Origin of the sequence: Leucobacter massiliensis (assembly GCF_002982315.1) — a bacterium.
Classification (GTDB): domain Bacteria; phylum Actinomycetota; class Actinomycetes; order Actinomycetales; family Microbacteriaceae; genus Leucobacter; species Leucobacter massiliensis.
This window is the reverse complement of the sequence record NZ_MWZD01000008.1, coordinates 35,797-59,992: the sequence shown is the minus strand read 5'-3', so window position 1 is coordinate 59,992 and position 24,196 is coordinate 35,797. Positions and strand designations below refer to the sequence as shown.

At 72.4% G+C, this 24,196-nt stretch carries 23 protein-coding genes; 8 read left to right on the top strand and 15 right to left on the bottom strand.

Annotation, left to right across the window (positions count from 1 at the left end):
• Positions 1-60 precede the first annotated feature (60 nt).
• On the bottom strand, positions 61-849 hold the full coding sequence (locus B4915_RS00540; protein ID WP_105803895.1) for an alpha/beta fold hydrolase: 789 nt from the start codon (positions 847-849) through the stop codon (positions 61-63).
• Positions 850-919: 70 nt separating this feature from the next.
• Between B4915_RS00540 and B4915_RS00535 the strand changes: the two genes are divergently transcribed.
• On the top strand, positions 920-1,375 hold the full coding sequence (locus B4915_RS00535) for a DUF3817 domain-containing protein (protein WP_105803896.1): 456 nt from the start codon (positions 920-922) through the stop codon (positions 1,373-1,375).
• A 116-nt stretch (positions 1,376-1,491) separates the two neighbouring features.
• On the opposite strand, the gene B4915_RS00530 is transcribed toward B4915_RS00535, so the two are convergent.
• Positions 1,492-3,051 (bottom strand): PucR family transcriptional regulator ligand-binding domain-containing protein, encoded by a 1,560-nt coding sequence (locus tag B4915_RS00530; RefSeq protein ID WP_105803897.1) that lies wholly within the window; start codon positions 3,049-3,051, stop codon positions 1,492-1,494.
• A gap of 132 nt (positions 3,052-3,183) precedes the next feature.
• Here B4915_RS00530 and B4915_RS00525 point away from each other — a divergent pair, with 132 nt between their 5' ends.
• The 4 genes from B4915_RS00525 (at position 3,184) to B4915_RS00510 (ending at position 7,342) form a co-directional block, all read left to right on the top strand.
• Positions 3,184-4,386, top strand: a complete 1,203-nt coding sequence (locus B4915_RS00525; RefSeq protein WP_105803898.1) for a CaiB/BaiF CoA transferase family protein — start codon at positions 3,184-3,186, stop codon at positions 4,384-4,386.
• A 107-nt stretch (positions 4,387-4,493) separates the two neighbouring features.
• Positions 4,494-5,657 (top strand): acyl-CoA dehydrogenase family protein, encoded by a 1,164-nt coding sequence (locus B4915_RS00520; RefSeq protein ID WP_105803899.1) that lies wholly within the window; start codon positions 4,494-4,496, stop codon positions 5,655-5,657.
• 210 nt (positions 5,658-5,867) lie between these two features.
• The gene (locus B4915_RS00515) at positions 5,868-6,323 is read left to right on the top strand and encodes a GntR family transcriptional regulator (RefSeq protein ID WP_105803900.1); all 456 of its coding nucleotides are present in this window, start codon (positions 5,868-5,870) and stop codon (positions 6,321-6,323) included.
• On the top strand, positions 6,320-7,342 hold the full coding sequence (locus B4915_RS00510; RefSeq protein ID WP_245907261.1) for a CPBP family intramembrane glutamic endopeptidase: 1,023 nt from the start codon (positions 6,320-6,322) through the stop codon (positions 7,340-7,342). Before B4915_RS00515 ends, B4915_RS00510 begins: the two co-directional genes overlap by 4 nt.
• Here B4915_RS00510 and B4915_RS00505 read toward each other — a convergent pair.
• The 5 genes from B4915_RS00505 to B4915_RS00485 form a co-directional block, all read right to left on the bottom strand.
• Positions 7,297-7,791 carry a cupin domain-containing protein gene (locus B4915_RS00505; RefSeq protein WP_105803902.1) on the bottom strand — a complete coding sequence of 165 codons (495 nt, stop codon included), beginning with the start codon at positions 7,789-7,791 and terminating at the stop codon, positions 7,297-7,299. The two genes, B4915_RS00510 and B4915_RS00505, sit on opposite strands and share 46 nt — an antisense overlap.
• Positions 7,788-8,702: an ABC transporter permease gene (locus B4915_RS00500; RefSeq protein WP_105803903.1), complete on the bottom strand. Its 915-nt coding sequence runs from the start codon at positions 8,700-8,702 to the stop codon at positions 7,788-7,790. The genes B4915_RS00505 and B4915_RS00500 overlap by 4 nt, the downstream gene beginning before the upstream one ends.
• Positions 8,699-9,961, bottom strand: coding sequence for an ABC transporter permease (locus tag B4915_RS00495; RefSeq protein ID WP_105803904.1), 1,263 nt, complete (start codon positions 9,959-9,961; stop codon positions 8,699-8,701). Before B4915_RS00495 ends, B4915_RS00500 begins: the two co-directional genes overlap by 4 nt.
• On the bottom strand, positions 9,958-11,598 hold the full coding sequence (locus B4915_RS00490; RefSeq protein WP_105803905.1) for an ABC transporter ATP-binding protein: 1,641 nt from the start codon (positions 11,596-11,598) through the stop codon (positions 9,958-9,960). Before B4915_RS00490 ends, B4915_RS00495 begins: the two co-directional genes overlap by 4 nt.
• Before the next feature lie 128 nt (positions 11,599-11,726).
• On the bottom strand, positions 11,727-12,791 hold the full coding sequence (locus tag B4915_RS00485) for a BMP family ABC transporter substrate-binding protein (protein WP_105803906.1): 1,065 nt from the start codon (positions 12,789-12,791) through the stop codon (positions 11,727-11,729).
• A gap of 352 nt (positions 12,792-13,143) precedes the next feature.
• On the opposite strand from B4915_RS00485, the gene phoH2 reads away from it, so the two are divergent.
• Positions 13,144-14,559, top strand: coding sequence for an RNA 5'-3' helicase PhoH2 (gene phoH2, locus B4915_RS00480; RefSeq protein WP_245907262.1), 1,416 nt, complete (start codon positions 13,144-13,146; stop codon positions 14,557-14,559).
• A 111-nt stretch (positions 14,560-14,670) separates the two neighbouring features.
• Here the strand turns inward: phoH2 and B4915_RS00475 are convergent, their stop codons facing one another.
• From B4915_RS00475 to B4915_RS00460, 4 genes are all read right to left on the bottom strand, one after another.
• Positions 14,671-16,074 (bottom strand): class II fumarate hydratase, encoded by a 1,404-nt coding sequence (locus B4915_RS00475; protein ID WP_105803907.1) that lies wholly within the window; start codon positions 16,072-16,074, stop codon positions 14,671-14,673.
• 80 nt (positions 16,075-16,154) lie between these two features.
• Complete coding sequence (locus B4915_RS00470) at positions 16,155-16,829, bottom strand: carbonic anhydrase (RefSeq protein WP_105803908.1); 675 nt, start codon at positions 16,827-16,829, stop codon at positions 16,155-16,157.
• Complete coding sequence (locus B4915_RS00465; RefSeq protein ID WP_105803909.1) at positions 16,829-17,509, bottom strand: DUF4245 family protein; 681 nt, start codon at positions 17,507-17,509, stop codon at positions 16,829-16,831. Before B4915_RS00465 ends, B4915_RS00470 begins: the two co-directional genes overlap by 1 nt.
• 3 nt (positions 17,510-17,512) lie before the next feature.
• Positions 17,513-17,764, bottom strand: coding sequence for an exodeoxyribonuclease VII small subunit (locus tag B4915_RS00460; protein ID WP_105803910.1), 252 nt, complete (start codon positions 17,762-17,764; stop codon positions 17,513-17,515).
• Between the two features lie 80 nt (positions 17,765-17,844).
• On the opposite strand from B4915_RS00460, the gene B4915_RS00455 reads away from it, so the two are divergent.
• Positions 17,845-19,023, top strand: a complete 1,179-nt coding sequence (locus tag B4915_RS00455; RefSeq protein WP_146119977.1) for a hypothetical protein — start codon at positions 17,845-17,847, stop codon at positions 19,021-19,023.
• 96 nt (positions 19,024-19,119) lie between these two features.
• Here the strand turns inward: B4915_RS00455 and B4915_RS00450 are convergent, their stop codons facing one another.
• The 4 genes from B4915_RS00450 to B4915_RS00440 all read right to left on the bottom strand — a co-directional run bounded on the left by B4915_RS00450 (position 19,120) and on the right by B4915_RS00440 (position 22,686).
• Positions 19,120-20,142 (bottom strand): ABC transporter permease, encoded by a 1,023-nt coding sequence (locus tag B4915_RS00450; protein ID WP_105803912.1) that lies wholly within the window; start codon positions 20,140-20,142, stop codon positions 19,120-19,122.
• Between the two features lie 12 nt (positions 20,143-20,154).
• Positions 20,155-20,562 (bottom strand): sugar ABC transporter ATP-binding protein, encoded by a 408-nt coding sequence (locus tag B4915_RS14805; RefSeq protein WP_245907263.1) that lies wholly within the window; start codon positions 20,560-20,562, stop codon positions 20,155-20,157.
• A gap of 12 nt (positions 20,563-20,574) precedes the next feature.
• Complete coding sequence (locus B4915_RS00445) at positions 20,575-21,627, bottom strand: ATP-binding cassette domain-containing protein (RefSeq protein WP_245907264.1); 1,053 nt, start codon at positions 21,625-21,627, stop codon at positions 20,575-20,577.
• 72 nt (positions 21,628-21,699) lie between these two features.
• Positions 21,700-22,686: a sugar ABC transporter substrate-binding protein gene (locus B4915_RS00440; protein WP_105803913.1), complete on the bottom strand. Its 987-nt coding sequence runs from the start codon at positions 22,684-22,686 to the stop codon at positions 21,700-21,702.
• Positions 22,687-22,939: 253 nt separating this feature from the next.
• Between B4915_RS00440 and B4915_RS00435 the strand changes: the two genes are divergently transcribed.
• Positions 22,940-24,079, top strand: a complete 1,140-nt coding sequence (locus tag B4915_RS00435) for a class II histone deacetylase (protein WP_105803914.1) — start codon at positions 22,940-22,942, stop codon at positions 24,077-24,079.
• Positions 24,080-24,196: the final 117 nt, after the last annotated feature.

Below are 24,196 nucleotides of genomic sequence, written 5' to 3'. Positions count from 1 at the left end.
CAGCGGCGCCGCTCCGCGCGGCCGCTGCCGTGCAGTGCGCTCGCGTCGCCGCGCAGTGCGCTACCGGCCGGTGCCGCCATCCCGGTGCCGCGACTGCTCGGTGGCGTCGAGCTCGTCGGTGAACTCCAGGATCATCGAGGCGACCGGCTCGGGGCTCTTGATGATCGCTTCGTGACCGCGTCCCGGGATCTCGAGCATGCGCCCGTGCGGGAGCGCGGCGGCGATCTCGCCCGTCCAGTCTCGGGGACAGACCCGGTCGGTTTCGCCCCGCAGCACGAGGGCGGGGGTGCCGATGCGGGGGCAGATGTCCTCGAGGCGGTGCGCCAGCATGAATCGCAGCTTGTTGAGGAACCACGCGGGGCTCGTCTTCACGTACTCCGCGAGCCCCGTGAGCAGCACTTTGGGCCCTTCGCCTGCGGTGTCCTGGACCATCCGCAGCGCCTGCCGGATCGCGCTGCGCTCACGGCGGTTGACGGTCGGGGCGATGAGCACGAGCCCGCGCACGAGCTCGGGCTGACGGAGCGCCACCTCGGCCGCGATCTGGGTGCCCATCGAGTGTCCCACGAGCACGACGGGCTCGCGCGCCTCCTCGCGGATGAAGCGGGCGATGAAGCGGGCGCTGTCCTCGAGGCTGGTCCGCGTGCCGGGTTCGGGGGAGTCGCCGAATCCGGGCAGGTCGGGGGCGAGCACGCGGCCTCGCCCGGCCAGCCGCTCACCCACGCCGGAGAACACGACGCGGCCCATGCCGATGCCGTGGATCAGCACGAAGGTGCAGCCACCGGGGCCCGGGGTGTCGGTGAAGGCCATGCGCACGCCGTCCCGCTCGTAGCTGCGATCCCGTCCCGCCATGCCCCCACCCTAGCGCGGGGCGGGGGAGCCGCCCGGCGGGATCGCAGGAGGCGCCCGATACGGTGGAGCCATGACGCCTCGCCGCCTGTTCCGCATCTTCGCCTTCGCCGAACTGCTCACCTGGGCGGGGCTGATCGCCGCGCTGATCCTGCGCGCGAGCGGCGTGAGCGAAGCCTGGGTGACGCCCGCCGGTGGGATCCACGGCTTCGTGTTCCTCAGCTACTGCGTGGTGACGGTGCTGGTGTGGGTGGACGCCCGCTGGCGGTTCTCCTGGGGCGTGCTGGGCCTGGCGAGCGCGGTGGTGCCGTTCGCGACGCTGCCGTTCGAGCTGGTCATCGACCGCCGCGGGATGCTCCCGCGGCGCTGGCGGCTGGGCTCGGGCGGCGAGGCGCCGAGGCGCTTCCCGGAGCGGGTGCTGGCGTGGGTGCTGGGGCATCCCTGGCTCGCGCTGCTCCTCCTCGCGGTCGCGGTGACCGCGGTGTTCATCCTGCTGCTGTGGCTCGGGTCGCCCGTGCCGAAGCGCTGAGCGGCGCGGGCCGCCCCCGCTCGCCGGGCTCGGCCCGCCCCCCGCTCGCGGGGCCGTCGCCGTCTCCCGCTCGCCGGGCTCGCCCCTCGCTCGTCCGGCCGTCCGGCCGCGTGCCGCTACCGGCCCAGCTCCTCGAGCCGCAGCGCCAGCCACAGCTCGGAGCGGTCGTCCGCGCTGCCGAGCGAGCGCCCCGTCAGGCGTTCGATGCGCGAGAGGCGGTCGCGCAGCGTGTTGCGGTGGATCCCGAGCCTCGTGGCCGCGGGGCCGCGCTGACCGTCGGCTTCGAACACGGCCCGCAGCGTCTCGCGCAGGGTCTCGCGTTCCGCCGCCGTGAGGGGCGCGGCCGCGGGCTGCTCGGCCTCCCCATCCGGCTCCGGGATACGCCGGGTCTCCCGCAGCGAGAGCGGCCCCAGCACGGCCGAGCTGAGCGTCGCGCCCTCCGGGACGAGCGCCGCCGGATCCGGCGCGGCCCTCCCCGCCCGCTCCACCGCGAGCAGCGCCTCCAGCAGCGGAGCGTCCCGATCCGCCCACACCGTCTCGGGCACGCGCGGAGCGGCGTAGAGCGGGGCGGTCGTCGACAGCTCGCTGACGCGGGAGGCGGCCGAACGGCGGCTCAGGGGCAGCTCCGCGGGCGTGGCCGGCCTGCCGACCACGACGTCGAGGCCGTGGGCGGCAGCGACAGCGAGCAGGCGCTCCAGCGCCTCTGGCTCATCCGCCGCGAGCTGCCAGGCGCGGGCGAGGCCGGGCGCCGGCGGCTCCTCCTCGGCGGCGATCAGCCGGTCGAGGCCGGTGCGCGGCCGCCGCCGCCACTCGCCGACGTCCTCCGCGGTGCCCTGCACGGCGACCGCGCGCAGGCGCTCGGGCAGGCGCAGCTCGGGGTCCAGGATCGCGACCGCACCGGGCGAGACCTCTCCCCCGAGCAGCGCCGCGGTGAGCCGGCCCCAGCGTCCGCGCTCGCGGGCCGTGTCGGCGTGGTCGCTGCGCAGGCCGAGCCCCAGCACCATCGACCCTGCAGCGATCACCGCGCTGCCCTCGGGCGTGGCCGGGGCCCCTCCCGCGACGGCGAGCCGCAGGGCCCCGGCCGGGTCGAGCTCGATGTACTCGGCGCCGTCGGCGCGCTGCGCCGCCGCGAAGCCGCCGGTGCTCGCGAGGGTGCTGCCGTCGGACCCCACCACCGCGAGCTGCTTCCCCGTGGCCTGGGCGATGCTCGCCAGCACCTCCGCCGGGTCCCGGTCGCTGCGCGCCCCGTCGAGCAGCCGTTGCTGCGCCTGCAGCGCCGCCCGCGCAGCTCGCAGCTCGTCGGAGCGCAGCAGGGCCGCGATCGCCTTCGTCACCGCGATGAACGGCACGGGCAGCGGGATCTCGAAGAGCGCCACCCGGTACTCGCTCGCGGCGCGGCTGAGGGGCGGCGGGATGCGCGCGTGATTGACGCCGATCCCGAAGCCGATCGCGGCGACGCGGGCGCGGCTGAGGCTCGCGACGAAGTCCCGCCAGCGCGGGTCGTCCTCGGCGAGCGCGAGGCCAGTGGTGAGGATGATCTCGCCGCCCTCCAGGTAGGCACCGAGGTCGAGCAGCTCCGTGGTCGAGCTCCAGCTGATCTCGGGGTCGCCCGGCCCGGCCTGCACGAGGCGAAGCCCCAGATCGGGCAGGTTGAGCAGCTGGGAGAGCAAGGCCATAAGCAATTTTTGCACAGGTGCAAGCTTTGCCACTATGCAATCCCGCGAGTGGGGGAGGTCCCCGCGAACGTAGACTGGCGGAGCGGGCGAGCGCGCTGCGGATCGCCCCGGGCACGAGACGAGAGGGGCGCCGTGAACGACCGAGCCGCATCGACCGCGAGCGGCGGAGCCCTGCGCGGGATCCGCGTCGCCGACTTCTCACGGGTGCTGGCCGGGCCGCACGCGACCATGATCCTCGCCGATCTCGGCGCCGATGTGATCAAGATCGAGAGCCCCGAGGGCGACGGCACGCGGCAGTGGTCACCGCCGGTGAACGCCGTGGGGCAGAGCACCTACTTCGCGGGGGTGAACCGCGGCAAGCGCTCCGTCGTCTGCGATCTGCGGACGCCCGAGGGCCTCGCCCGCGCCGCCGAACTCGCCCGCACCGCCGACGTCGTGATCGAGAACTTCAAGCCCGGCACGATGGAGCGCTTCGGCCTCGGCTACGAGACGCTCTCCGCCGAGAACCCCGGAGTCGTGTACTGCTCGATCTCGGGCTTCGGCGACGCTGCCGGCCGCGATCTGCCCGGCTACGACCTGCTCGTGCAGGCGGTCGGCGGGCTGATGAGCATCACGGGCCAGAGCGACGCGGCCGGCGGCGAGCCGACGAAGGTGGGCGTCGCGCTCGTGGACATCCTCACCGGGCTGAACGCGGTGATCGGGATCCAGGCCGCGCTGCGTGCGCGCGACGGCGGCGCGGACATGAGCGGCAGCGGCCGCGGCCAGCACGTCAAGGTCACCCTGCTCGGTTCCCTGCTCTCCGCGCTCGCGAATCAGGCCTCCTCGACCCTGGAGACCGGGGTCGCTCCCGGCCGCATGGGCAACGCGCACCCCTCGATCTCCCCCTACGAGACGCTCGACGCCGCCGACCAGCCGGTCGCGCTCGCCGTCGGCACCGACGGGCAGTTCGCGCGGCTCTGCGAGGTGCTCGGCGTCCCCGGGCTCGCCGCGGACGAGCGCTTCGCCACGAATCCGCAGCGCGTCGCCCACCGCTCCGAGCTGCGCGCGGCCCTGGCGGAGCGGCTGCGGACGCGTCCGGCCGCCGAGTGGATCGAGGCCTTCACCGACGCGAACATCCCCGCCGGCCGCGTCAACACCATCGCCCAGGCGATCGAGCTCGCCGAGACGCTGGGGCTGGAGCCCGTCGCCGAGACCGCGGCGCTCGGCCCCGACGGCGAGCGGCACACGCTGCGCTCGGTCGCGAACCCCGTCTTCCTCTCGGCGACCCCGGCCCGCTACGCGGCCCCGCCGCCGGGCGTGGGCGAGCATCAGGACGCGAGCTGGCTGCCGCGCTGAAGCGCGACGAGCAGCCGCAGCAGCGCCCGAGCCCCGGGCGATCCGGAGCTCGCTCGCACCCCATCCCTCACCCCGAACCCCATCCTCGCCTCCGCGAAAGGACCGCCATGACCACCACCATCGACCGGCTCTTCGACGTCGCCGACTTCGTCACCGAGGAGGAGCGCGAGTGGCAGCTGCGGGCGCGGGAGTTCGCGCAGACGCGCATCCGCCCCGTCATCGACCAGGCCTTCGAGGACCGCCGCCTGCCCGTGGAGCTGCTGCCCGAGGTGGGCGAGTTCGGCGCCTTCGGCATGTACATGCACGGCTACGGCCTGAAGGGGGCCTCGTCCGTCGCCTACGGTCTCGTGGCGATGGAGTTCGAGGCGGTCGACTCGGGCTTCCGCACGGCGCTCTCCGTGCAGGGCTCGCTCGCGATGGGCGCCATCTACAAGTTCGGCTCGGAGGAGCAGAAGCAGCGCTGGCTGCCCGCGATGGGCCGCGGCGAGGCGATCGGCTTCTTCGGCCTCACGGAGCCGCAGGGCGGCTCGGACCCGAACACGATGCTCACAACGGCGCGCCGCGAGGGCGACGAGTGGGTGCTGAACGGCACGAAGCGCTGGATCGGCCTCGCGACGATCGCGCAGCTGGGCGTGATCTGGGCGAAGGACGAGGAGGGGATCGTGCGCGGCTTCGTCGTCCCGACGGAGACTCCCGGCTTCACGGCGACGGCGATCGAGAACAAGCTCTCGATGCGCGCCTCGCTGCAGACCGAGATCGAGCTCGTCGATGTGCGGCTGCCGGCCGACGCGATCCTGCCGGGGGCGAAGGGCCTGTCGGCGCCGTTCAAGTGCCTGAACGAGGCCCGCTACGGCATCGCCTGGGGCGTGATGGGCGCGGCGCGCTCCTGCCTCGAGGTGGCGGTGGAGCGGGCGCAGACGCGCGAGGTCTTCGGCACGCCCATCGGCGGCAAGCAGATCATCCAGGCGAAGCTCGCCGATATGTTCCTCGAGTACGAGAAGGGGCTGCTGCTCGCGCTGCACCTCGGGCGGCAGAAGGACGCGGGGACGCTGACGTACGGCCAGATCTCCGTCGGCAAGCTCAACAACGTGCGCGAGGCGATCAAGATCGCGGGCGCCGCTCGCGCGATCCTCGGCGGCGACGGCATCACCTCCGACTTCCCGGTGATGCGCCACATGGCCAATCTGGAGTCGGTGCGCACCTACGAGGGCACCGACGAGGTGCACCAGCTCGTGATCGGCCGCGAGCTCACCGGCATCGCCGCCTTCTGACCCCCTCTCGGCCCCCGGCCGTCCCCAATCCTCCGGCCCGGACCCCGTTCCGCCGAGTCCGTGCACTTCCGCCGAGCCCGCACTGTTCCGTGCTGCCGAGGAGTGCGGACTCGGCGGGAATGGGCGGACTCAGCGTGTGAAGCGCCCGGCGGGGCCCGGGGCTCTGCCCGGGGTGAGGCGGATAGTTCTAGCTCGTGTAGGGTTATTGACATGCTGGTGCGAGTGGACGGGGCGAGCGAGCGGGCGATCTACGCGCAGATCGCCGATTCGGTGCGGGCCGACATCGCGGCCGGCAGCATCGGCCCGGGAACGGCACTGTCGCCCGCTCGCGAGCTCGCGGCGGGCCTCGGAGTCAATGTGCACACCGTGCTTCGTGCCTACCAGCAGCTGCGGGACGAGGGGCTCGTCGAGTTGAAACGCCGCCGCGGCGCCGTCGTCACCGAGCGGGCCGCCGGGTTCACCGAGCTGCGCGAGGAGGTGTCGCGGCTCGTCGAGCGGGCCGCCGGTCTCGGCATCGGCCCGGCCGCGCTCGCCGCGCTCGTGGGCGGCGGCGCTCCGCCCGTCGCACTCGGACCCACACCAGTGCCCGTCCCCGCGTCGAGCGACGGATCCACCCCGCGGCTCGCGGCCGCCGCCCTGGCCGGCGAGCGGGAGCGTGCCGCGTGAGCGGCGAGCGGCGATTCTGCGTGGCCGGCCGCGCCGATCGGCCCGCCGGAGGCGTGCCCTGGCCGGCGGTGGCGCTGTTCGTGGTGCTCGCCTTCGGCCTTGCCTGGCTGGTGGCGCTGCCGCTGTGGACCATGGATCGCGGCACGCAGAGCTTCACGCTCGTCTTCGGCCTGCTGGCGATGGTGATGATGTGCACGCCCGCGATCGCCGCGCTGGCGGTCACCTTCGTGATGCGGGTGCCGCGGCGCGAGCGCCTGCGCTTCCTCGGCATGTGGCCGCTGCGCCCCGCGAAGCGCGTGGTGTGGTTCACGGTTGCGGCGCTCTTCGCTCCGCTGCTGGTGGGGCTCCTCGCCACGGCGCTCGCCGGCCTCTTCGGCTGGGTGCGGCTCGACGTGGCGGGCCTCTCGGGGTTCGCGCAGGCCAACGCCGCCGCGCTGCCACCCGGGGTCGACGCATCCCTGCTGCCGGATCCCTGGGTGCTCGTCGGCGTCCAGCTCGCCCTCTTCCCCGTGCTCGCCCTGATCCCGAACTCGATCCTCGGCCTCGGCGAGGAGCTCGGCTGGCGCGGGTGGCTGCTGCCCGCCCTGCGGCCGCTGGGGGTGTGGCCGGCGCTGCTGCTCAGCGGCGCGATCTGGGGCCTCTGGCACGCCCCGCTCACGCTGCTCGGCCACAACTACGGACTGACGGACTGGCGCGGTGTCGCGCTCATGACCGTGAACTGCGTGTTCCTGGGCATCGTCTTCGGCTGGCTGCGGCTGCGCTCGGCTTCGGTCTGGCCGGCCGTCGTGGGTCACGGTGCGCTCAATGGCACGGGCGGGATGATCGTGTGGTTCGCGGCGGCGGGAGAGACGATCCGGCCCGAGCTGGTCACGGTCGCGGGCGTGGCCGGCTGGATCGTGATCGGGGCGCTGATCCTGGTGCTCGCGCTGACGGGGCAGTTCGGCCGTGAGCCCGAGCTCGGCCGCAAGCCGGATCAGCCGCGGGTGAGCGCGGCGATGCGTTCCGCGGCCTCGGGATAGCGGGCCTGCAGCGCCGCCCGCTCGCCCAGCTCGAAGCCCTCCCACCGGAACGGCGGCGCCATGGTCGTGCCGAGGAGCGTCCACGCGCCCTGCGGGGAGGAGCCCTGCATCACGCCGGCGGGCACCACGAGCTGCGGGAGCTGTCCGGCGTCCGCGTCCGGGCCGAGCACGCGCTCCTCGGCACGGCCGTCGGGGTGCAGCAGGAGCAGGCGGAGGGGGGACCCCGCGTACCAGTGGTAGACCTCGGCCGCGTCGAGCACGTGCAGCGCGGAGAAGTCGGGGTCGGCGAGCAGGTAGACGATCGCGCTCGAGTGCTCGTCGAGGTGCATGCGGCGGAAGAGCCCGCCCTCGTGCTCCAGGGGTTCGAGTCCGAGGCGCTCGGCCCAGCGCGCCGCCTCCGGGGGCAGCGCCGCCCCTGGCCCGGGGCGCTCGGCTCCCGCGTCCGTCACGCCAGCGCCGCCTCGCGCGTCTTGCGGAAGCGGCGGCTCACGAGGATCAGGACGAGCAGCGTGAGCACGTAGGGTCCGGCGTCGGTGAGCTGCTGGGGCAGGCCGAAGGACTGGAGGCGGAAGCCGATGGCGTCGGCGAAGCCGAAGAGCAGCGCCGCCGCGAGCACGCCGACGGGGTGCGCCCGGGCCAGCATCACCGCGACGACTGCGATCCAGCCGCGGCCGGCCGACATGTTCTCGGTGAACTGCACCACGTTGCCGAGCGCCAGCTGCGCGCCGCCGAGCCCGGCGAGCGCGCCGGAGGCGATGACCGCGCCGAGCTGGGTGCGCTGCGGATTGACGCCCATGGTCGCCGCGGCGAGCGGCCGCTCGCCCACGCCGCGCAGCCGCAGCCCGAGCGGGGTGCGGAAGAGCACGACCCACAGCGCCGGCACGAGCAGCAGGGCCAGGTAGCCGAGGGGGGTCAGCGCGAAGAACGCGCCGATCACGGGGATGTCTGCGAGGACGGGGATCCGCCACACCGGGATCCCGTCGATGCCGGGATCCTGGAACACGCCCTGCACGTTGAAGATCGCCACGAGCAGGAAGCTCGTCATGCCCACCGCGAGGATGTTCATCGCGATCGCCAGCACGATCGGATCGCCCCGGCGATACACCGCCCCGTAGCCGAGGATCAGCGAGAACAGCGCCCCGGAGACGGTGGCGACGAGCACGCCGGCCACCCAGTTGTGGGTGAAGAACGAGGCCGCGACGCCGCAGAAGGCGCCGATGAGGATCATGCCCTCGAGGCCGATGTTGAAGATGCCGACGCGCTCCGCGAGCATGCCGCCGAGGGCGGCGAGCAGGATCGGGATCAGCGAGCGCAGCACCGAGGAGAGCAGATCCTGGTCGAACAGGTCGAGGAAGTTCATCGCCCGGACTCCTTCGGCTCGGCGGCGGTCGCGGACGCGGGGTCGGTCACGCCGGCGCCGAGCGGCTCGGGCGCGTGCGCGGCGGTCAGGGGGGAGTGCTCCACGGGGGGTTCGTCGAGCGGCGGTTCCGCCTCGGCGACTCCGGCAGCCCCGCGACCGCGCCGCCTGAATCGCGGCCAGGCGACCCGGAAGGCGAGCAGGATGATGACGAGCGCCTGGATGACGGCCGCGATCTGCGGCGACAGCCCGAGCTCGCGGCCCAGGGCGTCGCTGCCGACCATGATCGCGGCGAAGAACAGCCCGGCGATCACGATCCCGACGGGCCGGTAGAGCGCCAGCAGGGTGACGAGCAGCGCCGTCCAGGCGTAGTTCGTCTGCACGAAGTAGCCCTCGATGAGGCGCGTGTTGGGGGCGCCGACGGTGAGCAGCAGGCCGAAGAGGCCCGCGATGCCCCCGGAGAGGGTCATGGTGCGCAGTACGAGCGGCCCGGGCTTGACGCCGCCGTATCGCACGAACTCGGCGTTCTGGCCGCTCAGTCCCGACTCGAAGCCGTAGCGGGTGCGGCGGTTCATGAAGACGACCGCGACGAGGATCACGACGAGGACCACGAGCGACCAGTTGACGCTCGTGAGCACCGCGGTCAGCGGGTGCGTGGGGCCGAGGGTCCCGCGCAGCGTGTCCGCGAGCGTCGAGTCGCGGCCCACGAGCATGGAGAGCTGCACCTCGGGCCGGATCTGCGCGCTCGCGACGAGGTCCGAAGTGGGCTCGTCGAGGCGGAAGCGGATCAGCCAGGATGAGAAGTAGCGCGCCGGGTAGTTGAGCAGCAGCGTGGAGAGCAGGATCGGCACGCCGAGCAGGTTCTGCAGCACGGCCGCGATCAGCCCCCAGGCGGCGCCCACCGCGATCGCGGTGACGATCGCGAGCAGGAGGATGAGCGCGGCGGGGCCGGGCACGTAGATCGCGACGATCCCGCCGGCGAGGGCGCCCAGACCGGCCTGCCCCTCGGTGCCGAGGTTGAGCACGCCAGCGCGGAAGGCGATCGCGATGGCGATCCCGATCCCGATGATGGGGATCGCGCGCTGCAGGGTGTTCGCGAGGCCCGGGCCGCTGCCGAAGGAGCCGTTGAGCATGGCGGCGTATCCGCTCAGCGGGTCGACCCCCGCGATGAGCATGAAGCACGCACCGATGAGCAGCGCGAGCACGACCGACACGGGGATCGGTCCGGCGAGCCACCGGCCGAATCTCTGCAGAGCGCTCACCGCGCGACCTCCTTCTGCCCGGAAGCTCCGGGGTCCTGCCTGGCGGCCGGGTCGTTCCCCGCCTCCGTCGCGGCCGCCCCGAGCTCCGCACGCAGCGCCGCGGCGAAGGCACCCGGACGGTGACGCTCCTCGGGCTCGTGCCCGGCCATGTAGAGGCCGAGCAGTGCCTCGTCCGCCTCGTCCCGGGGCACCTCGGCGACGATGCGCCCCTCGAACATCACCAGGATGCGGGAGGAGAGCGACAGGATCTCGCTCAGCTCCGCCGAGATCAGCAGCAGCGCGCCGCCGCCGTCCCGGTACTCGCACAGCTCGCGGTGGATGGACTCGATCGCGCCGATGTCGACGCCGCGCGTGGGCTGCTCGGCGATGAGCAGCGGCGAGTTGTAGTCGAGCTCACGGGCGACGACCACCTTCTGCAGATTGCCACCCGAGAGCGTGCCCACCGGGGTGGCGGGGCTCGCGATCTTCACGCCGAAGCGCGCGATGAGACGCTTCGCGTGCTCGAGCATGGCGCCCCGCGAGAGCAGGCCGCGCTGCAGCAGCGGCGCGTGCCGGTGGTGGCCGAGCGCGAGGTTGTCGACGGCGTCGGCGCTGCCCGCGCTGCCGACCGCGTGGCGGTCCTCGGGAATGTAGGCGATGCCGCCGTCGCGGCGCTGCGCGATCGAGGTGCGGCTGAGATCCCGCCCCCGCACCGAGACGCTGCCGGCGCTGCTGCGGCGCATGCCGATCACGGCCTCGGCGAGCTCGACCTGGCCGTTGCCGGCCACGCCCGCGATCCCGACGACCTCGCCGGAGCGCACGAACAGGCTCGCGGCGGACACCGCGTCGCGGTCGTCCGAGCCGGGCACGCTGAGCCCCCGCACCTCGAGCACCACCTCGCCCGGTTCGCGTGCCGGCGGCGGCGTGGTGAGGTCGACATCGCGGCCGGTCATGTGGCGGGTGATCTCTGCGGGGGAGCTCTCGGCGGTGACGAGGCTCGCGACGTTGCGCCCGTCCCGCAGCACGGTGACCCGGTCCGAGATCGACATGACCTCGTTCAGCTTGTGGGTGATGAGGATGATGGTGCGGCCGTCGGCCTTGAGCGCACGCAGCACCTCGAAGAGGCGCTCGGTCTCCTGCGGCGTGAGCACCGCGGTGGGCTCGTCGAGGATGAGCACCCGGGCGTTGCGGTAGAGCGCCTTCACGATCTCGACGCGCTGGAGCACCCCGACGGGGACGGAATCGACGCGGGCCGTGGGGTCGATCGCGAGGCCGTAGCGCTCGGCGATCTCGGCGACACGGCGATTCGCCTCGCGTCGGTCGATGAGGCCGCGACGGGTCGGTTCACTGCGGAACACGACGTTCTCGGCGATGGTGAGGGAGGGGAAGAGCTTGAAGGACTGGAAGACCATGCCGATGCCGGCGTCGATCGCGTCGAGCGGGGAGGTGAACTCGCGCTGCTCGCCGCGGATGCGGATCTCGCCAGCGTCGGGCCGGTAGACGCCGGCGAGGATCGACATCAGGATCGACTTGCCGGCGCCGTTCTCGCCCATGAGGGCGTGGATCTCGCCGCTCGCCACCTCGAAGTCGACGTCGTCGTCGGCGAGCACCCCGGGGAAGCGTTTCGTGATGCCCCGCATCGAGACCTCTGCGACCATCGTGGCTCCTTCTGTTGGGGTGTGCGGCGGGGCTGGGGTGGGTGCGGCGCGCGCCGCGGCGGAAGCAGCGGGTGTGCGTGGGACGGTGCTCTCGCCCGCCCCGCGCACAGCCGCTGCCGCGTGACCTCTTAGGCGGTCGGGTCGGTGACCTCGATCTTGCCGCTGACGATGTCGTCGCGGGTCTGCTCGACCTTCTCCAGCACATCGGGGTGATCCATGACGGTGCACTGCGAGTCGGCCGCGCCCTCGGTGAGGCTGACGATCGTCATGCCCTCCTCCTTGAGGCCGAAGGAGCTCGTGGCCTCGGCAGAGGTCTTGCCCTCCATGATCTCGCCCACGACGGTCTCCACGACCTTGTCGACCGCCTTGATGGTGCCGTCGACCACGGAGCCGGGAGCCATCGGGCACTGGTTCGCGTCGACGCCGTATGCGGAGAAGCCCTTCTCGGCGGCCGCTTCCATGATGCCGCCGTTCGCGGCGGCGCCCACGGCGAAGACCTGGTCGACGCCGGTGCCGGCGAAGGCGATCGCCTGCTCCTTCGCGCGAGCGGTGTCGGCGAAGGGGTTGTCGCCGCCGATGACCTGCGGCGCGACCGTGTCGACCTCGGGGTTGGCGCTCTTGGCGCCCTCGGCGAAGCCGCCCGAGTACTTCTGGAGCAGCGGGATGTCGAGGGAGATGACCGAGCCGACCTTGTTCGCCTCGGTGAGCATGCCCGCCTCGACGCCGAGCAGGTAGGAGGGCTCCTGCTCGCGGAAGGTCGCCTGGTAGAGGTTCTCGGGGGCGTTCTCGCTGGCGGCGTCGATGAGCAGGAACTTCTGCTGCGGGTTCTGCTCGGCGAGCTCGGCGGCGATGTCCTGGAACTGGAAGCCGAGCATCACGATCACCTCGGGCGCCTTGGAGATCGCGGCCTCGACGTTCTGGCGGCGCTGCGCGTCGTCCTTCGACTCGTAGGTCTCCTGGGTGCCGTCGAACTCCTCGGCGACGTTCTCGATGCCGGTCTTGCCCGACTTGAGGAACTCGTTCTGCCCGATCGGGTCGCTCGTGATGTAGATGAAGTGCGGACCCTCGGCGCTGCCGGAGTCGGTGCCGCCGCCGTTGCCGGATCCGCCGTCCGCGCACGAGGTGAGCAGCAGCGCGGCGGAGGCCACGCCGGCGATCATGGCCGCGCGGGCGCGGCGCTGGGTGAAGAACATCGGGTTCCTTTCGGGTGGGACAGGATGCAGGGGAAAGTGCTGAGGGGCGGGGCGCCGCGAACAGGGCTCGCGAGCGTTCCGCTCCCACCGGGCCGGTGGGGTTCGCGCGCGTGCGGCTCCGCCCTTCCTCCCGAGACTCTAGGATACTGCCCCTTTCCGGGCCACCTCGTCACCGCTCGGTCACGAATCGTTCACACGATCGAGCGCGTGTCGGGGTGCGCGCTCGGCGAAGCCGGGCGTACCGTGTGAGTCACCGGGCAGGGTGCCCGGTCGATAGAGGCCCAGCCGCCTCGCAGCCGCAGGCCTCCGTCGCTGAGCCGGGGCGATCAGCCCCGGGCCAGAAGGAGCCGACGTGGCCGAGATCCAGCACCCCGAAACCGTCCAGCCAGCGGCTCCCGCCGTCGATTCCGGCCTCGCAGACGCCGCCGTCGCCGTCCCGCTCGTCGCGGATCACTGCGCCGCCGATCCGCTCGCAGAGCAGCGCCAGCGCACCTTCGTCCTCGACACCTCGGTCCTGCTGAGCGATCCATCCGCGCTGTTCCGCTTCGCCGAGCACTCGGTCGTGCTGCCCGTGGTGGTGGTCGTCGAGCTGGAGAAGAAGCGTCACGATCCCGAGATCGGCTACTTCGCCCGCCGTGCCCTGCGCATCCTCGACGAGCTGCGCCGCACGCACCTCCGCCTCGACTTCCCGGTTCCGGTGGGCGAGGCCGGCGGCACCGTGCGCGTGGAACTCAACCACAGCAACGCCGAGGTGCTGCCGAGCGGGATGCGGCTCGGCGATAACGACACCCGCATTCTCGCCGTCGCGCAGAACCTCGCCTCCGAGGGCCTCGACGTCGTCGTCGTGTCGAAGGACCTCCCCATGCGGCTGAAGGCCGCCGCTCTGGGACTCGGCTCCGAGGAGTACCGGGCGGAGCAGGCCCACGACGACGCCTACACGGGCACCGCCGGCCTCGATCTCGACGAGGAGCAGATGCGGCTCCTGTGGGAGGAGGAGCGACTCGACGGCGTCGACGCCGTATCGGGGCACCCCCGCGGCACGGGACTCGTGCTCACCTCCCCGCGGGGCTCGGCCCTGGGTCGCGTCGACGGACCGGACTCCCTGCACCTGGTGCGCGGGGACCGCGAGGTGTTCGGCCTGACCGGGCGCAGCGCCGAGCAGCGGCTCGCGATCGATCTGCTGCTCGACCCGCAGGTGGGCATCGTCTCGCTCGGGGGCAGCGCGGGCACCGGCAAGTCGGCGCTCGCGCTCGCGGCCGGGCTGGAGGCCGTGCTCGAACGGCGGCAGCACCGCAAGATCATGGTGTTCCGGCCGCTCTACGCGGTGGGCGGGCAGGAACTCGGCTACCTGCCGGGTGATCGCGACGAGAAGATGGGACCGTGGGCGCAGGCCGTCTTCGACACCCTCGGCTCGATCGTCTCGGAGAACGTGCTCGACGAGGTGATCGCGCGGGATCTCATCGAGGTGCTGCCGCTGACGCACATCCGGGGACGCTCGCTGCACGACGCCTTCGTGATCGTCGACGAGGCGCAGTCGCTGGAGCGCGGCGTGCTGCTCACCATGCTCTCGCGCATCGGCCAGAACTCCCGCGTGGTGCTTACGCACGACGTCGCGCAGCGCGACAATCTGCGGGTGGGCCGCTACGACGGCATCGCCGCGGTCATCGAGAAGCTGAAGGGGCACCGCCTCTTCGGGCACGTCACCCTCACCCGCTCCGAGCGCAGCGAGATCGCGGCGCTCGTCACCGAGCTCCTCGACACCCCGTAGCGGGGGCCGGTGCGACCCGGCCGCAGCGGCAGCCGGGCCGTGCACGCGAACGGGGGCCCGGGATCGCACGATCCCGGGCCCCCGTTCCGCGCTGTCCCGCGCCGGAGCCGCCTACTTCGCGACGCCCGGGTGCGTCATCGAGAGCAGGTCGAGTGCCTGGTCCAGATCCGCCTCGGTGACCTCGCCGCGCTCCACGTAGCCGAGGTCGATCACGGCCTCGCGGACGGTGATGCCCTTGGCGACGGAGTGCTTCGCGATCTTCGCCGCGGCCTCGTAGCCGATGAGGCGGTTGAGCGGGGTGACGGTCGAGGGGCTCATGCCCGCGAGCGCCGCCGCCCGGTCCAGATTCGCCTCGAGCCCGGCGACGGTCTTGTCGGCGAGCACGCGCGAGGCGTTCGCGAGGAGGCGGATCGACTCGAGCAGTGCGGTGCCCATCACCGGGATCTGCACGTTGAGCTCGAAGGAGCCCGAGGCGCCCGCCCACGCGATCGTCGCGTCGTTGCCGATGACGCGCGCGCACACCATCAGCACGGCCTCGGGCACGACCGGGTTGACCTTGCCCGGCATGATCGAAGATCCCGGCTGCAGATCGGGGATGTGCAGCTCGGCGAGACCCGTGTTGGGGCCGGAGCCCATCCAGCGGATGTCGTTGTTGATCTTGGTGAGCGACACGGCGATGGTGCGCAGCGCGCCCGAGGCCTCGACGAGGCCGTCGCGGTTCGCCTGCGCCTCGAAGTGGTTGCGCGCCTCCGTGATGGGCAGGCCGCTCGACGCGGCGATCTCGGCGATGACCTTCTCGGGGAAGCCGATCGGGGTGTTGATCCCGGTGCCGACGGCGGTGCCGCCCTGCGGGACCTCCGCGACGCGGGGCAGCGCCGCCTCGATCCGCTCGATGCCGTAGCGGATCTGCGCGGCGAAGCCGCCGAACTCCTGGCCGAGGGTGACGGGGGTGGCGTCCATGAGGTGCGTGCGGCCCGACTTGACGGCGGTCTTCCACAGCTCGGCCTTCGCCTCGAAGGCCTCGGCGAGGTGCTCCAGTGCGGGCTTCAGCTGCTCGATGAGCGCGCCGGTGACGGCGATGTGCACCGAGGTCGGGAAGACGTCGTTCGAGGACTGCGAGGCGTTCACGTGGTCGTTGGGGTGGACCGGCGCGCCGAGGTGCTTCGTGGCGAGCGTCGCCAGCACCTCGTTCATGTTCATGTTCGAGGAGGTGCCCGAGCCGGTCTGGTAGGTGTCCACCGGGAACTGCTCGTGGTGGTCGCCCCCGATGACCTCGTCCGCGGCTGCCACGATGGCGTCCGCGATCGCGGCGTCGAGGATCCCGAGCTCCTTGTTGGCGATGGCGGCGGCGCGCTTGATGCGGGCCAGCGCGACGATCTGGGCGGGCTCCAGGCCCGTGCCCGAGATCGGGAAGTTCTCGACGGCGCGCTGCGTCTGCGCGGCGTAGAGCGCGTTCTTCGGAACGCGCACCTCACCCATGGTGTCGTGCTCGATGCGGTACTCGATGTCGCTCACAGTCTTCCTTCGTGTCGGGGGTGGATCCGCGGTCGCTCGCAGGCGCGCGTTCGCGGCAGGCTGGGGAGGTTCGGGATCGCTCAGTCGAGCGGGGCGAGCTCGAGCTCGACGGGGCCGACGACGGTGTAGGGCACGGCGCGCCCCTCGGTCAGGCGGTACTGGCAGCCCACGATCGCGAGGCGGCCGGCGTCGACCGCGTCGCTGATCGCGCGCGAGCTGCGCAGCAGCTCGTTGACGGTGGCGGCGAGGTGGATGCGGCCGACGGCGTTCGCGTCGATCCGCGCCGGGTCGGCGTAGGGGGTGTCGGTGTGCTCGCGGAGCCAGAGCTGCTGGACCGCGGGCTGGATCGGGGCCAGCGTGTTGCGCACCGAATCGGTGGTCTGCTGCGGATCGCGGCCGGTCTGGTCGATCGCGGCCGCGACGGCGCCGCACGAGTCGTGTGCGAGCACGACGATGAGCGCCGAGCCGAGCGCGGTCACGGCGTACTCCATCGACGCCACGATCGACTCCGCGACCACGTGCCCCATGTTGCGGGCGATGAACAGGTCGCCGAGGCCGCAGTCGAAGATGATCTCGGCGGCGAGGCGCGAGTCGGAGCAGCCGAACAGGGCCACATCGGGGGACTGCGCATTGACCAGCTCGGATCGTCGTTCCACGTCCTGGTTGGGGTGGGCCGAGGCTCCGGTGACGAATCTCTCGTTGCCGGCCGCGAACGCGTCCCAAGCCTGCTGCGGGGTGATCCGGGGTGCGGTCATCACTGCTCCTTCGTGGCGTCGAGCGAGCCGGCGAGGTGCGTCGCCAGCACGCGGAGGGTTGCGGGGCTGTCGGTGCCGTAGACGAGGATCGTGTCGCCCTCCCACTCGCTCTGCATCCCGAAGAGCATGTTGCTCTCGTCGGGGTTGCGGTCGGGATGGTCGTACACGACCCAGTCGAGCCCGCCGAGCCGCTCGGTCCCCGTGGGCGCCTGCTTCTCGAGCTGCTGCGAGACCCAGGCCTCGGGTACGGGCGAGCCGTCGGCGGTGAAGGCCTGCGCGACCGCCGCATAGGCCTGCGCGCCCGTGGCGGGGTCGACCGTGGTGTAGTTGATCTGCCACCAGGTGACACCGTCGCCCTGGCGGAGCCCCGCGGACTTCGCCTTCCACTCGGCCGGCACCTCGGGTGCGGCGAGCTTGCGCCCCGCGCTCGGCGCCGCCTCGGCGGCGAGCTGCTGCACGTCGACGGAGTGCTCCGAGAAGGTGTCGGTGCCGCGGGGCACGACGAGGACCATGATGAGCACCACCGCGAGGCTCACGAGGAGCGAGAACACGAGGTTGTTGACGGTCTTGCGCTGCCGGTACATGCGGCTGTCGTGCGCCTTGCGCGCTGCGGTCTCGGCCGGGGTCTCGGGCCTGCCGAGCTCGGCGACGACGACCGGTCGCTTCTGCTGCTTCGCCATGGGCTACGCTTCGACCTCGCTCGTCGCGCCTGAGGCCTGATCGGCGGATCCCTGCCGCGCGGCCTCCAGCCGCTGACGCGCCCCGATCAGCCACTCCTCGCATCGCGCGGCGAGGGCCTCGCCGCGCTCCCACAGCTGCAGCGACTCCTCGAGCGTGGTGCCGCCCTGTTCGAGGCGGCCCACCACCTGCACCAGCTCGTCCCGCGCCTGCTCGTAGCTCAGCACGGCGGGGTCGTGGCTGTCCGTTTCTGCCATGGCCCCCAGCTTACCCCGCTGCCCCGGTCCGGCGCCGCCCCCGGGGCGGCGGGGCCGCGCGGCCGCTACACTGCTGGACGATGTTGCGTATCGTCTTCTTCGCTGCCCTGGGAATCGTCTGCGGCGGGATCGTCGCCAACCTGGTGGGGCCTCCGGGCGCTGCCGCGTGGGCCTTTCCCGTGGGGCTCACGCTGGCGATCCTCGCGGGCACCCTCGTGCTGATCGGGCGTTCGACGCGCGGAATGGGCGGCGCCGATCCCGAGGCGGTGCGCGCGGCCGTCGCGGCGGGCCGCACGGGACTCGCGCGTGTCGACGTGCTGCGGCAGACGGGCACCCAGATCAACGAGCAGCCCGTGTGCGAGCTCGAGCTCACCGTGCAGCCCGCCGCCGGGGCGGCGTACCGGCTCGCGCTGCGGCAGATCGTGCCGCTGGTGCAGATTCCCCGCTTCCAGGTGGGGGCGGTGCTGCCGGTCGCGCAGCTCGCGGACGGACAGCCGGACATCGCGCTGCTCGACGAGGCGAACGGAGGGGTCGCGGCCGCGAGGGCCGCCGCAGGCGGGATCCCGCCCGCATCGGAGGCGGGGCCCCTGCTGCGGCCGGAGCCGGGGGCGCTGCGGGCGGATGGGACGCGGCGGAAGCCGCTGCTCGGCGTGGGGCGGCGCGGACGCCCGCTGCGCTTCCTGCTCTTCGCGGTCTGCTTCGCGCTCGCCGCCTCGGCCGTCCTGCTGCCCTATCGTGCGGCGCTCGCCCAGACCATCGCGGCGCTCCCCGAGGGGCGGCTGCACGCGGATCTGCGCGAGGGGGAGGCGCTGGACGAGGCGCTGCGCAGTCTCGCCGCCGAGATCGGGCACGACCGCGTGGTGGACGTGTCCGTCTCGGCCGACTTCGTCCGCGTCGACGCGCCCGTGCAGCCGGGGGCGATCGAGACCGACTCCTGGATGTATCGCCGCGGCGTGGTCGAGCGCGAGGGACCGGCCACGATCCAGCCCCGCACCGAGGGCGAGCAGTTCGCGCTCGGAGAGGTGAACTGGTCCGCGATCTGGCCGGCGCTGCGTTCGGCGGCCGAGGAGGCCGGCGCGGAGGGCGTGGACGACGCGCTCTTCTCGCTCGGGCGCTCCTCCGAGGACGACATCGACAGTCCCGAGTTCGGCGAGGCCGTCGGAGAGGTGGAGGTGATCGCCGGCTTCACCGGTGACTACCGGAGCCTGAGCGTGCGCATGCGCGGCGACGGCACCGGGGTCGAGGTGCTGGCGGGATAGCGGCGACGCCGCGCCGGGGACGCGCCGGAGCCCCGGCGCGCTCACGGTGCTCGGTGCGGTGCGGTGCGGCCCGAGCGGGGCGGGCTCCCGGCAGGGCTACCCGGCCGGCGCGGCCTGCCGCTCGGAGGGGTCCTCGGCGACGGCCTTGCGTCCGAGCCGCGCCCACGAGCTGCGGATCATGCGCTGGATCGAGCTGTCGAGGGCCACCGCGACGATGAGCGTCGCGCCGACGAGGATCGTCTGCAGGAACGGCGAGGCCTGCATGAACACGAGCCCCGCCCGGAGCACGCGGAAGAACAGCAGGCCCGCCACGACGCCGCTGATGCGGCCGACGCCGCCCTCGAAGGCGACGCCGCCGAGCAGCACGACGGTGAGCACTTCGAGTTCGAGCCCGGAGCCGATGTTGGGGTTCGCCGACTGCACCTTCGCCGAGAGGAACAGCCCCGCGAGGGCGGCGAAGCCGCCGGTCGCCACGAAGAGCAGGAAGCGGGAGCGCTGCACGTTCACGCCCATGAGCCGCGCGGCTCGCTCGTTGCCGCCGATCGCCTTCACCGACTTGCCGAAGGTCGTGTGGTTGAGCACGTACCAGCCCAGCGCGATGACGATGAGCAGCGCGACGATCTGGATCGGGACCGGGCCGAGCTTCAGCGTGCCGATCGCGCGGAACGCCTCGGGCAGTTCGGCGCGCGGGATCGTGCGTCCGTCGGAGAGCAGCAAGGCCAGGCCGCCCCACACGCTGAGGGCGCCGAGCGTGACGACGAAGGAGTTGAGCCGCAGATACGCGACGAGGAAGCCGTTGAGCGCACCGGCCACGACGCCGGTGCCGATGGCCACCGCGAAGCCGAGCAGGGTCGATCCGGTGCCGCTCATGGTCAGGCCGCCGGTGATGGCCGCCACCGACGCCACGGAGCCGACGGAGAGGTCGATCGTCCCCGACATGATGAGGAAGGCCGCCGGGATCGCGATGAGGCCGAGCTCCGCAGCCTGCAGCAGGATGCTCTGCCCGTTCGCGAAGGAGAAGAAGTTCGGCCGCAGGATCGAGAAGACGGCGATGAGCACGATGAGGGCGAGGAAGATGCCGTTCTTGGCGGCGAAGATCTTGAGGCGTTCGGTGTTCATGGTGGATTCCGTTCAGGAGTGCGCGGGCTCGGCGAGTCCGAGGAGCGAGGAGAGCAGCTGGGCGTTGAAGGATTCCGAGCGGGGGACCGGCACGAGCCGGTCGCCGAGCACGGTGTATGCGCGATCGCACATGCTCGCGATCTCGTCCGACTCGCTGGACGCGACGATCACGGCGGCGCCGTTCGCGGCAGCCGCGCGCGCAGCCTCGACGATGTCGAGCTTCGCGCCGACGTCGACCCCCTGGGTGGGCTGGGCGAGGACGAGCAGCGTCGGCCGGGCGGGATAGAGCCAGCGGGCGAGGAGATGCTTCTGGCGGTTGCCGCCGGAGAACTGCGACACCTCCGCATCGGCGGAGGGCCCGCGGATGTCGAGACCGGCCCGGGCCCGGGCGTAGCTTCCGGCGCCCGAGCGGGAGGACACCCACCAGCCGCGCTAGGGGCCGGAGGAGTACCAGGGGAGCATGACGTTGTCGAGGGCGGTCTCGGAGGCGATCAGGCCTTCCGTGTCGCGATCCGGGGGCACGAAGAAGACGCCGCGGCGGATCGCCCTTCCCGGCGATGCGAAGCGGACCTCGGAACCGCACAGGCGATACGGCCGGGGCTCGGCGGCGGCGCCCGCGAGCTGCGCGGCGATGCCGAACTGCTCGCCCCCGGCCATGCCGAAGAGCCCGACCACCTCTCCGGCGCGGGCGGTGATCTCACCCCCGGGCAGGGAGTAGGCGACGACCTCGGGCCCCGGCTCGACGTGGGTGAAGTCGAGCGACCGCAGATCGGGGACGAGCGCCTCCGCGAGCCGCGCCGGAGTGAAGTCGCTTGCCGGGCCGTCCACCACCAGGGCGCCGCCGCGCAGCACGACGATCCGGGTGCAGACCTCCATGATGTCGGGCAGCCGGTGCGAGACGTACAGCACCGAGACGCCCTGCGCGGCGAAGCGGCGGATGAGGGCGTGCAGGGCGTCCGTCTCCGCCTTGCCGAGGGCCGCGGTGGGCTCGTCGAGCAGCAGCACTTTCATCGTGCCCGAGAGCATGCCGCGGGCGATGTCGACCAGCTGGCGCTCACCGAGGCCCAGCGCCTCCACCGGCATGTCGAGCGGAAGATCCGCGCCGACCTCGGCGAGCGCCTCGCGCGCGCGGCGCTGCCGCTCGGCCGTGCCCGGCGCGGAGCGGGCGAGGAACAGGTTCTCGAGCACCGTCATGTTCGGGGCGAGCGCGGGTTCCTGGTGGATGACGGTGATGCCGCGCTGCGCCGCCTCGCGAGGGGTGAGGCGGCCGTCCACGCGCTCGCCGTCGACGGCGAAACCGCCTGAGGTTGCGCCGATCACCCCGGTGGTGACGTTGAACAGGGTGCTCTTCCCCGCGCCGTTGTGGCCGAGCAGGCCGACGATCTCGCCGGGTTCGACGGCGAAGGTGATGTCGTCGAGCGCGCGGGTGGCGCCGAAGTCGACGGTGACGCCGTCGAAGCGGAGCCGGGGCTCGGGTGCGGTCATGGGGGGATCCTCTCGGCGGTGAGCGGCTCGGGTCTGGCGGCGGGGCGCTCCGCGGCGGAGCGCCCCGCGGGGTCACTGGTTCGCGAGGAGGAACTGCTCGGCGTTCTCGCTCGTCACCTCGGTGACCGGCACCGTGGTGTCCTCGACGGGCTCGCCCTCGGCGGCGGCGACCAGCATGCGGGCGTTGGCCTCGGCCAGCTCCCGGGCGGGGGCGATGTAGGCATAGCGCCAGAAGGATCCGGGCTCCATGATGATCTCGAGCTCGGCGTCGGTGGCGTCGAGGTTGAGCAGCAGCATGCTCTCGTCCGTGGGTGACACCCCCGAGTCGGTCAGCGCCTGGTAGGCGCCGAGGGCGGGATCGTTGGCGATCGCCAGCCACACCTTCGTGTCCGGCACGGCGTTGAGCTGATTCTGCACGGCCGCGTAGCCGTCGTCGAGGCTGAGGGTCTTGTGCTCGGTGATGTCGAGGTTCAGATCCGCGGCCTTCAGCGCGTCGAGCATGCCCTTGCCGCGCAGCCGTCCGAGGTCGGTGTCGGGCCAGCCGAGGAAGGCGACGTCGACCTGCTCGTCGCCGTAGTTCTCCTCGATCCACTCGGCCGCCTTCTCGCCGGCGAGCTTGCCGTCGGCCTCGTGGTCGAGGGCGACGGCCGCCTGCACGCCGTCCCAGCTGCTGCCGTAGCCGAGGACGGGGATCCCCGCGTCGTTCGCCTGCTGGGTGACCGCGACCATGGCGTCCGACTGCACGGGGTAGCCCATGATCGCCTTGATGTCGCCGCGCACGATCCAGGACTCCCAGTCCTGCACCTGCGTCTGCGCGTTCCACTTCGGGTCGTCGGTCACGAACTCGTATCCGGCCTCGGTGACGATGGTCTCCATGAACGGCAGCATGTCGTTCCAGATCTGGATGTCGAGACCCGCGAAGCTCATGGCGACGGCGCCCTTGGGCTCGCCGCCGTCCGAGCCGGATCCCGATCCGCCGTCGGAGCCGCAGGCGCTCAGTGCGAGTGCCGCGGCGGCTGCGACGGCGATGCCGGCGGAGATGCGTCGGGTGCGTTTCATGATGTGACTCCTTCGTCCGTGGCTCCGGCGCTGAGGCGAGAGCGGTGCTGAGCGGCCCCCACTGGCCCTCTGCGTCACCCATAAGACCACGAGGGCGCTCTATAGTCAACAGACTTTTTATTTCATTAATGTTTCGACAATTGATTTCACGTATTTGTTGTTATTCGCGAATTCTCGACGCTATGGTGTTCCGTGCCGGGGACGGTCACGAGACACGGCAGGCGCGATCCCCGCGACACGGAAGGAAACCGCAATGGAGCGCAAGACCGGCTACGTCTGGCACGAGCAGTACGCATGGCACGACACGGGAACGCACGCAGGGATCTATCCCTCCGGCGGCTACGTGCAGCCCTACCACAACTTCGAGAGCCCCGAGTCGAAGGCGCGCTTCGCCGGGCTCGTCGAGGTCTCCGGGCTGCTGGACCGGCTCGTGCGCATCCCCGCCCGGCACGTCGAGGCGGAGGACCTGCTGCGCGTGCACACCGCCGGCCACGTGGAGCGCATTCGTGAGCAGTCGGCGACCGGAGGCGACGCCGGGGACGGTTTCTCCCCCTTCGGCCGCGGCGGCTACGACCTCGCCCGGCTCGCCGCGGGAGGGACGCTGGCCGCCGCGGAAGCGGTCATGGACGGGGTGGTCGACAACGCCTACGCGCTCGTGCGCCCGCCCGGCCACCACGCCGAACCGGACCAGGGGCGCGGCTACTGCCTCTTCGCCAATGTGCCGGTGGCGATCGAGGCGCTCCGCGCGGCGGGCAAGCTCCGGCGCGTCGCGATCTTCGACTACGACGTGCACCACGGCAACGGCGCCCAGAAGATCTACTGGGAGGATCCCGATGTGCTCACCATCTCCGTGCATCAGGACCGGCTCTTCCCCGTCGACCTCGGCATGGCGGACGAGCGCGGCGCCGGCGCCGGTGCCGGCACCAACATCAATGTGCCGCTGCCCGCGGGCTCCGGGGACGGCGCCTACTGCTCTGTGGTCGAGGAGGTCGCGGGACCCGCGATCCGCGCCTTCCAGCCGGAGCTGATCCTCGTCTCGAGCGGCTTCGACCCCTCCGCCTTCGATCCGCTCGGCCGCATGAGCGTGACCTCGGACGGCTTCCGGGGGATCGCCGACCGGCTCCTCGCCATCGCCGACGAGGTGTGCGAGGGCCGGATCGTCTTCTCGCACGAGGGCGGGTACTCCGCCGTGCACGTCCCGTTCTGCGGACTCGCCGTACTGGAGTCCCTGAGCGGCGTGCGCACCGGCGTCGAGGACCCCTTCAACGTCTCGGTGGGCCAGTCGCCGACCCGCGAGCTGAGCCCCTGGCAGCGTGAGACGATCGCGCACTCGGCCGATCTGGCGCACGCACTCGGCAGGCTCATGGACTCGGGCGAGCCGGGGAAGCCCTAGCAGGACGCGCCCGGCGCCCGCTCGCCCCGTCCGCCCGGTGACCCGGCGGGCGGGGTCGCGTGCGCGCGCGTGGCTCCCCGGCGCCGGCCGCTCCGGCCCGTCTCCGGGCGGCGGCGC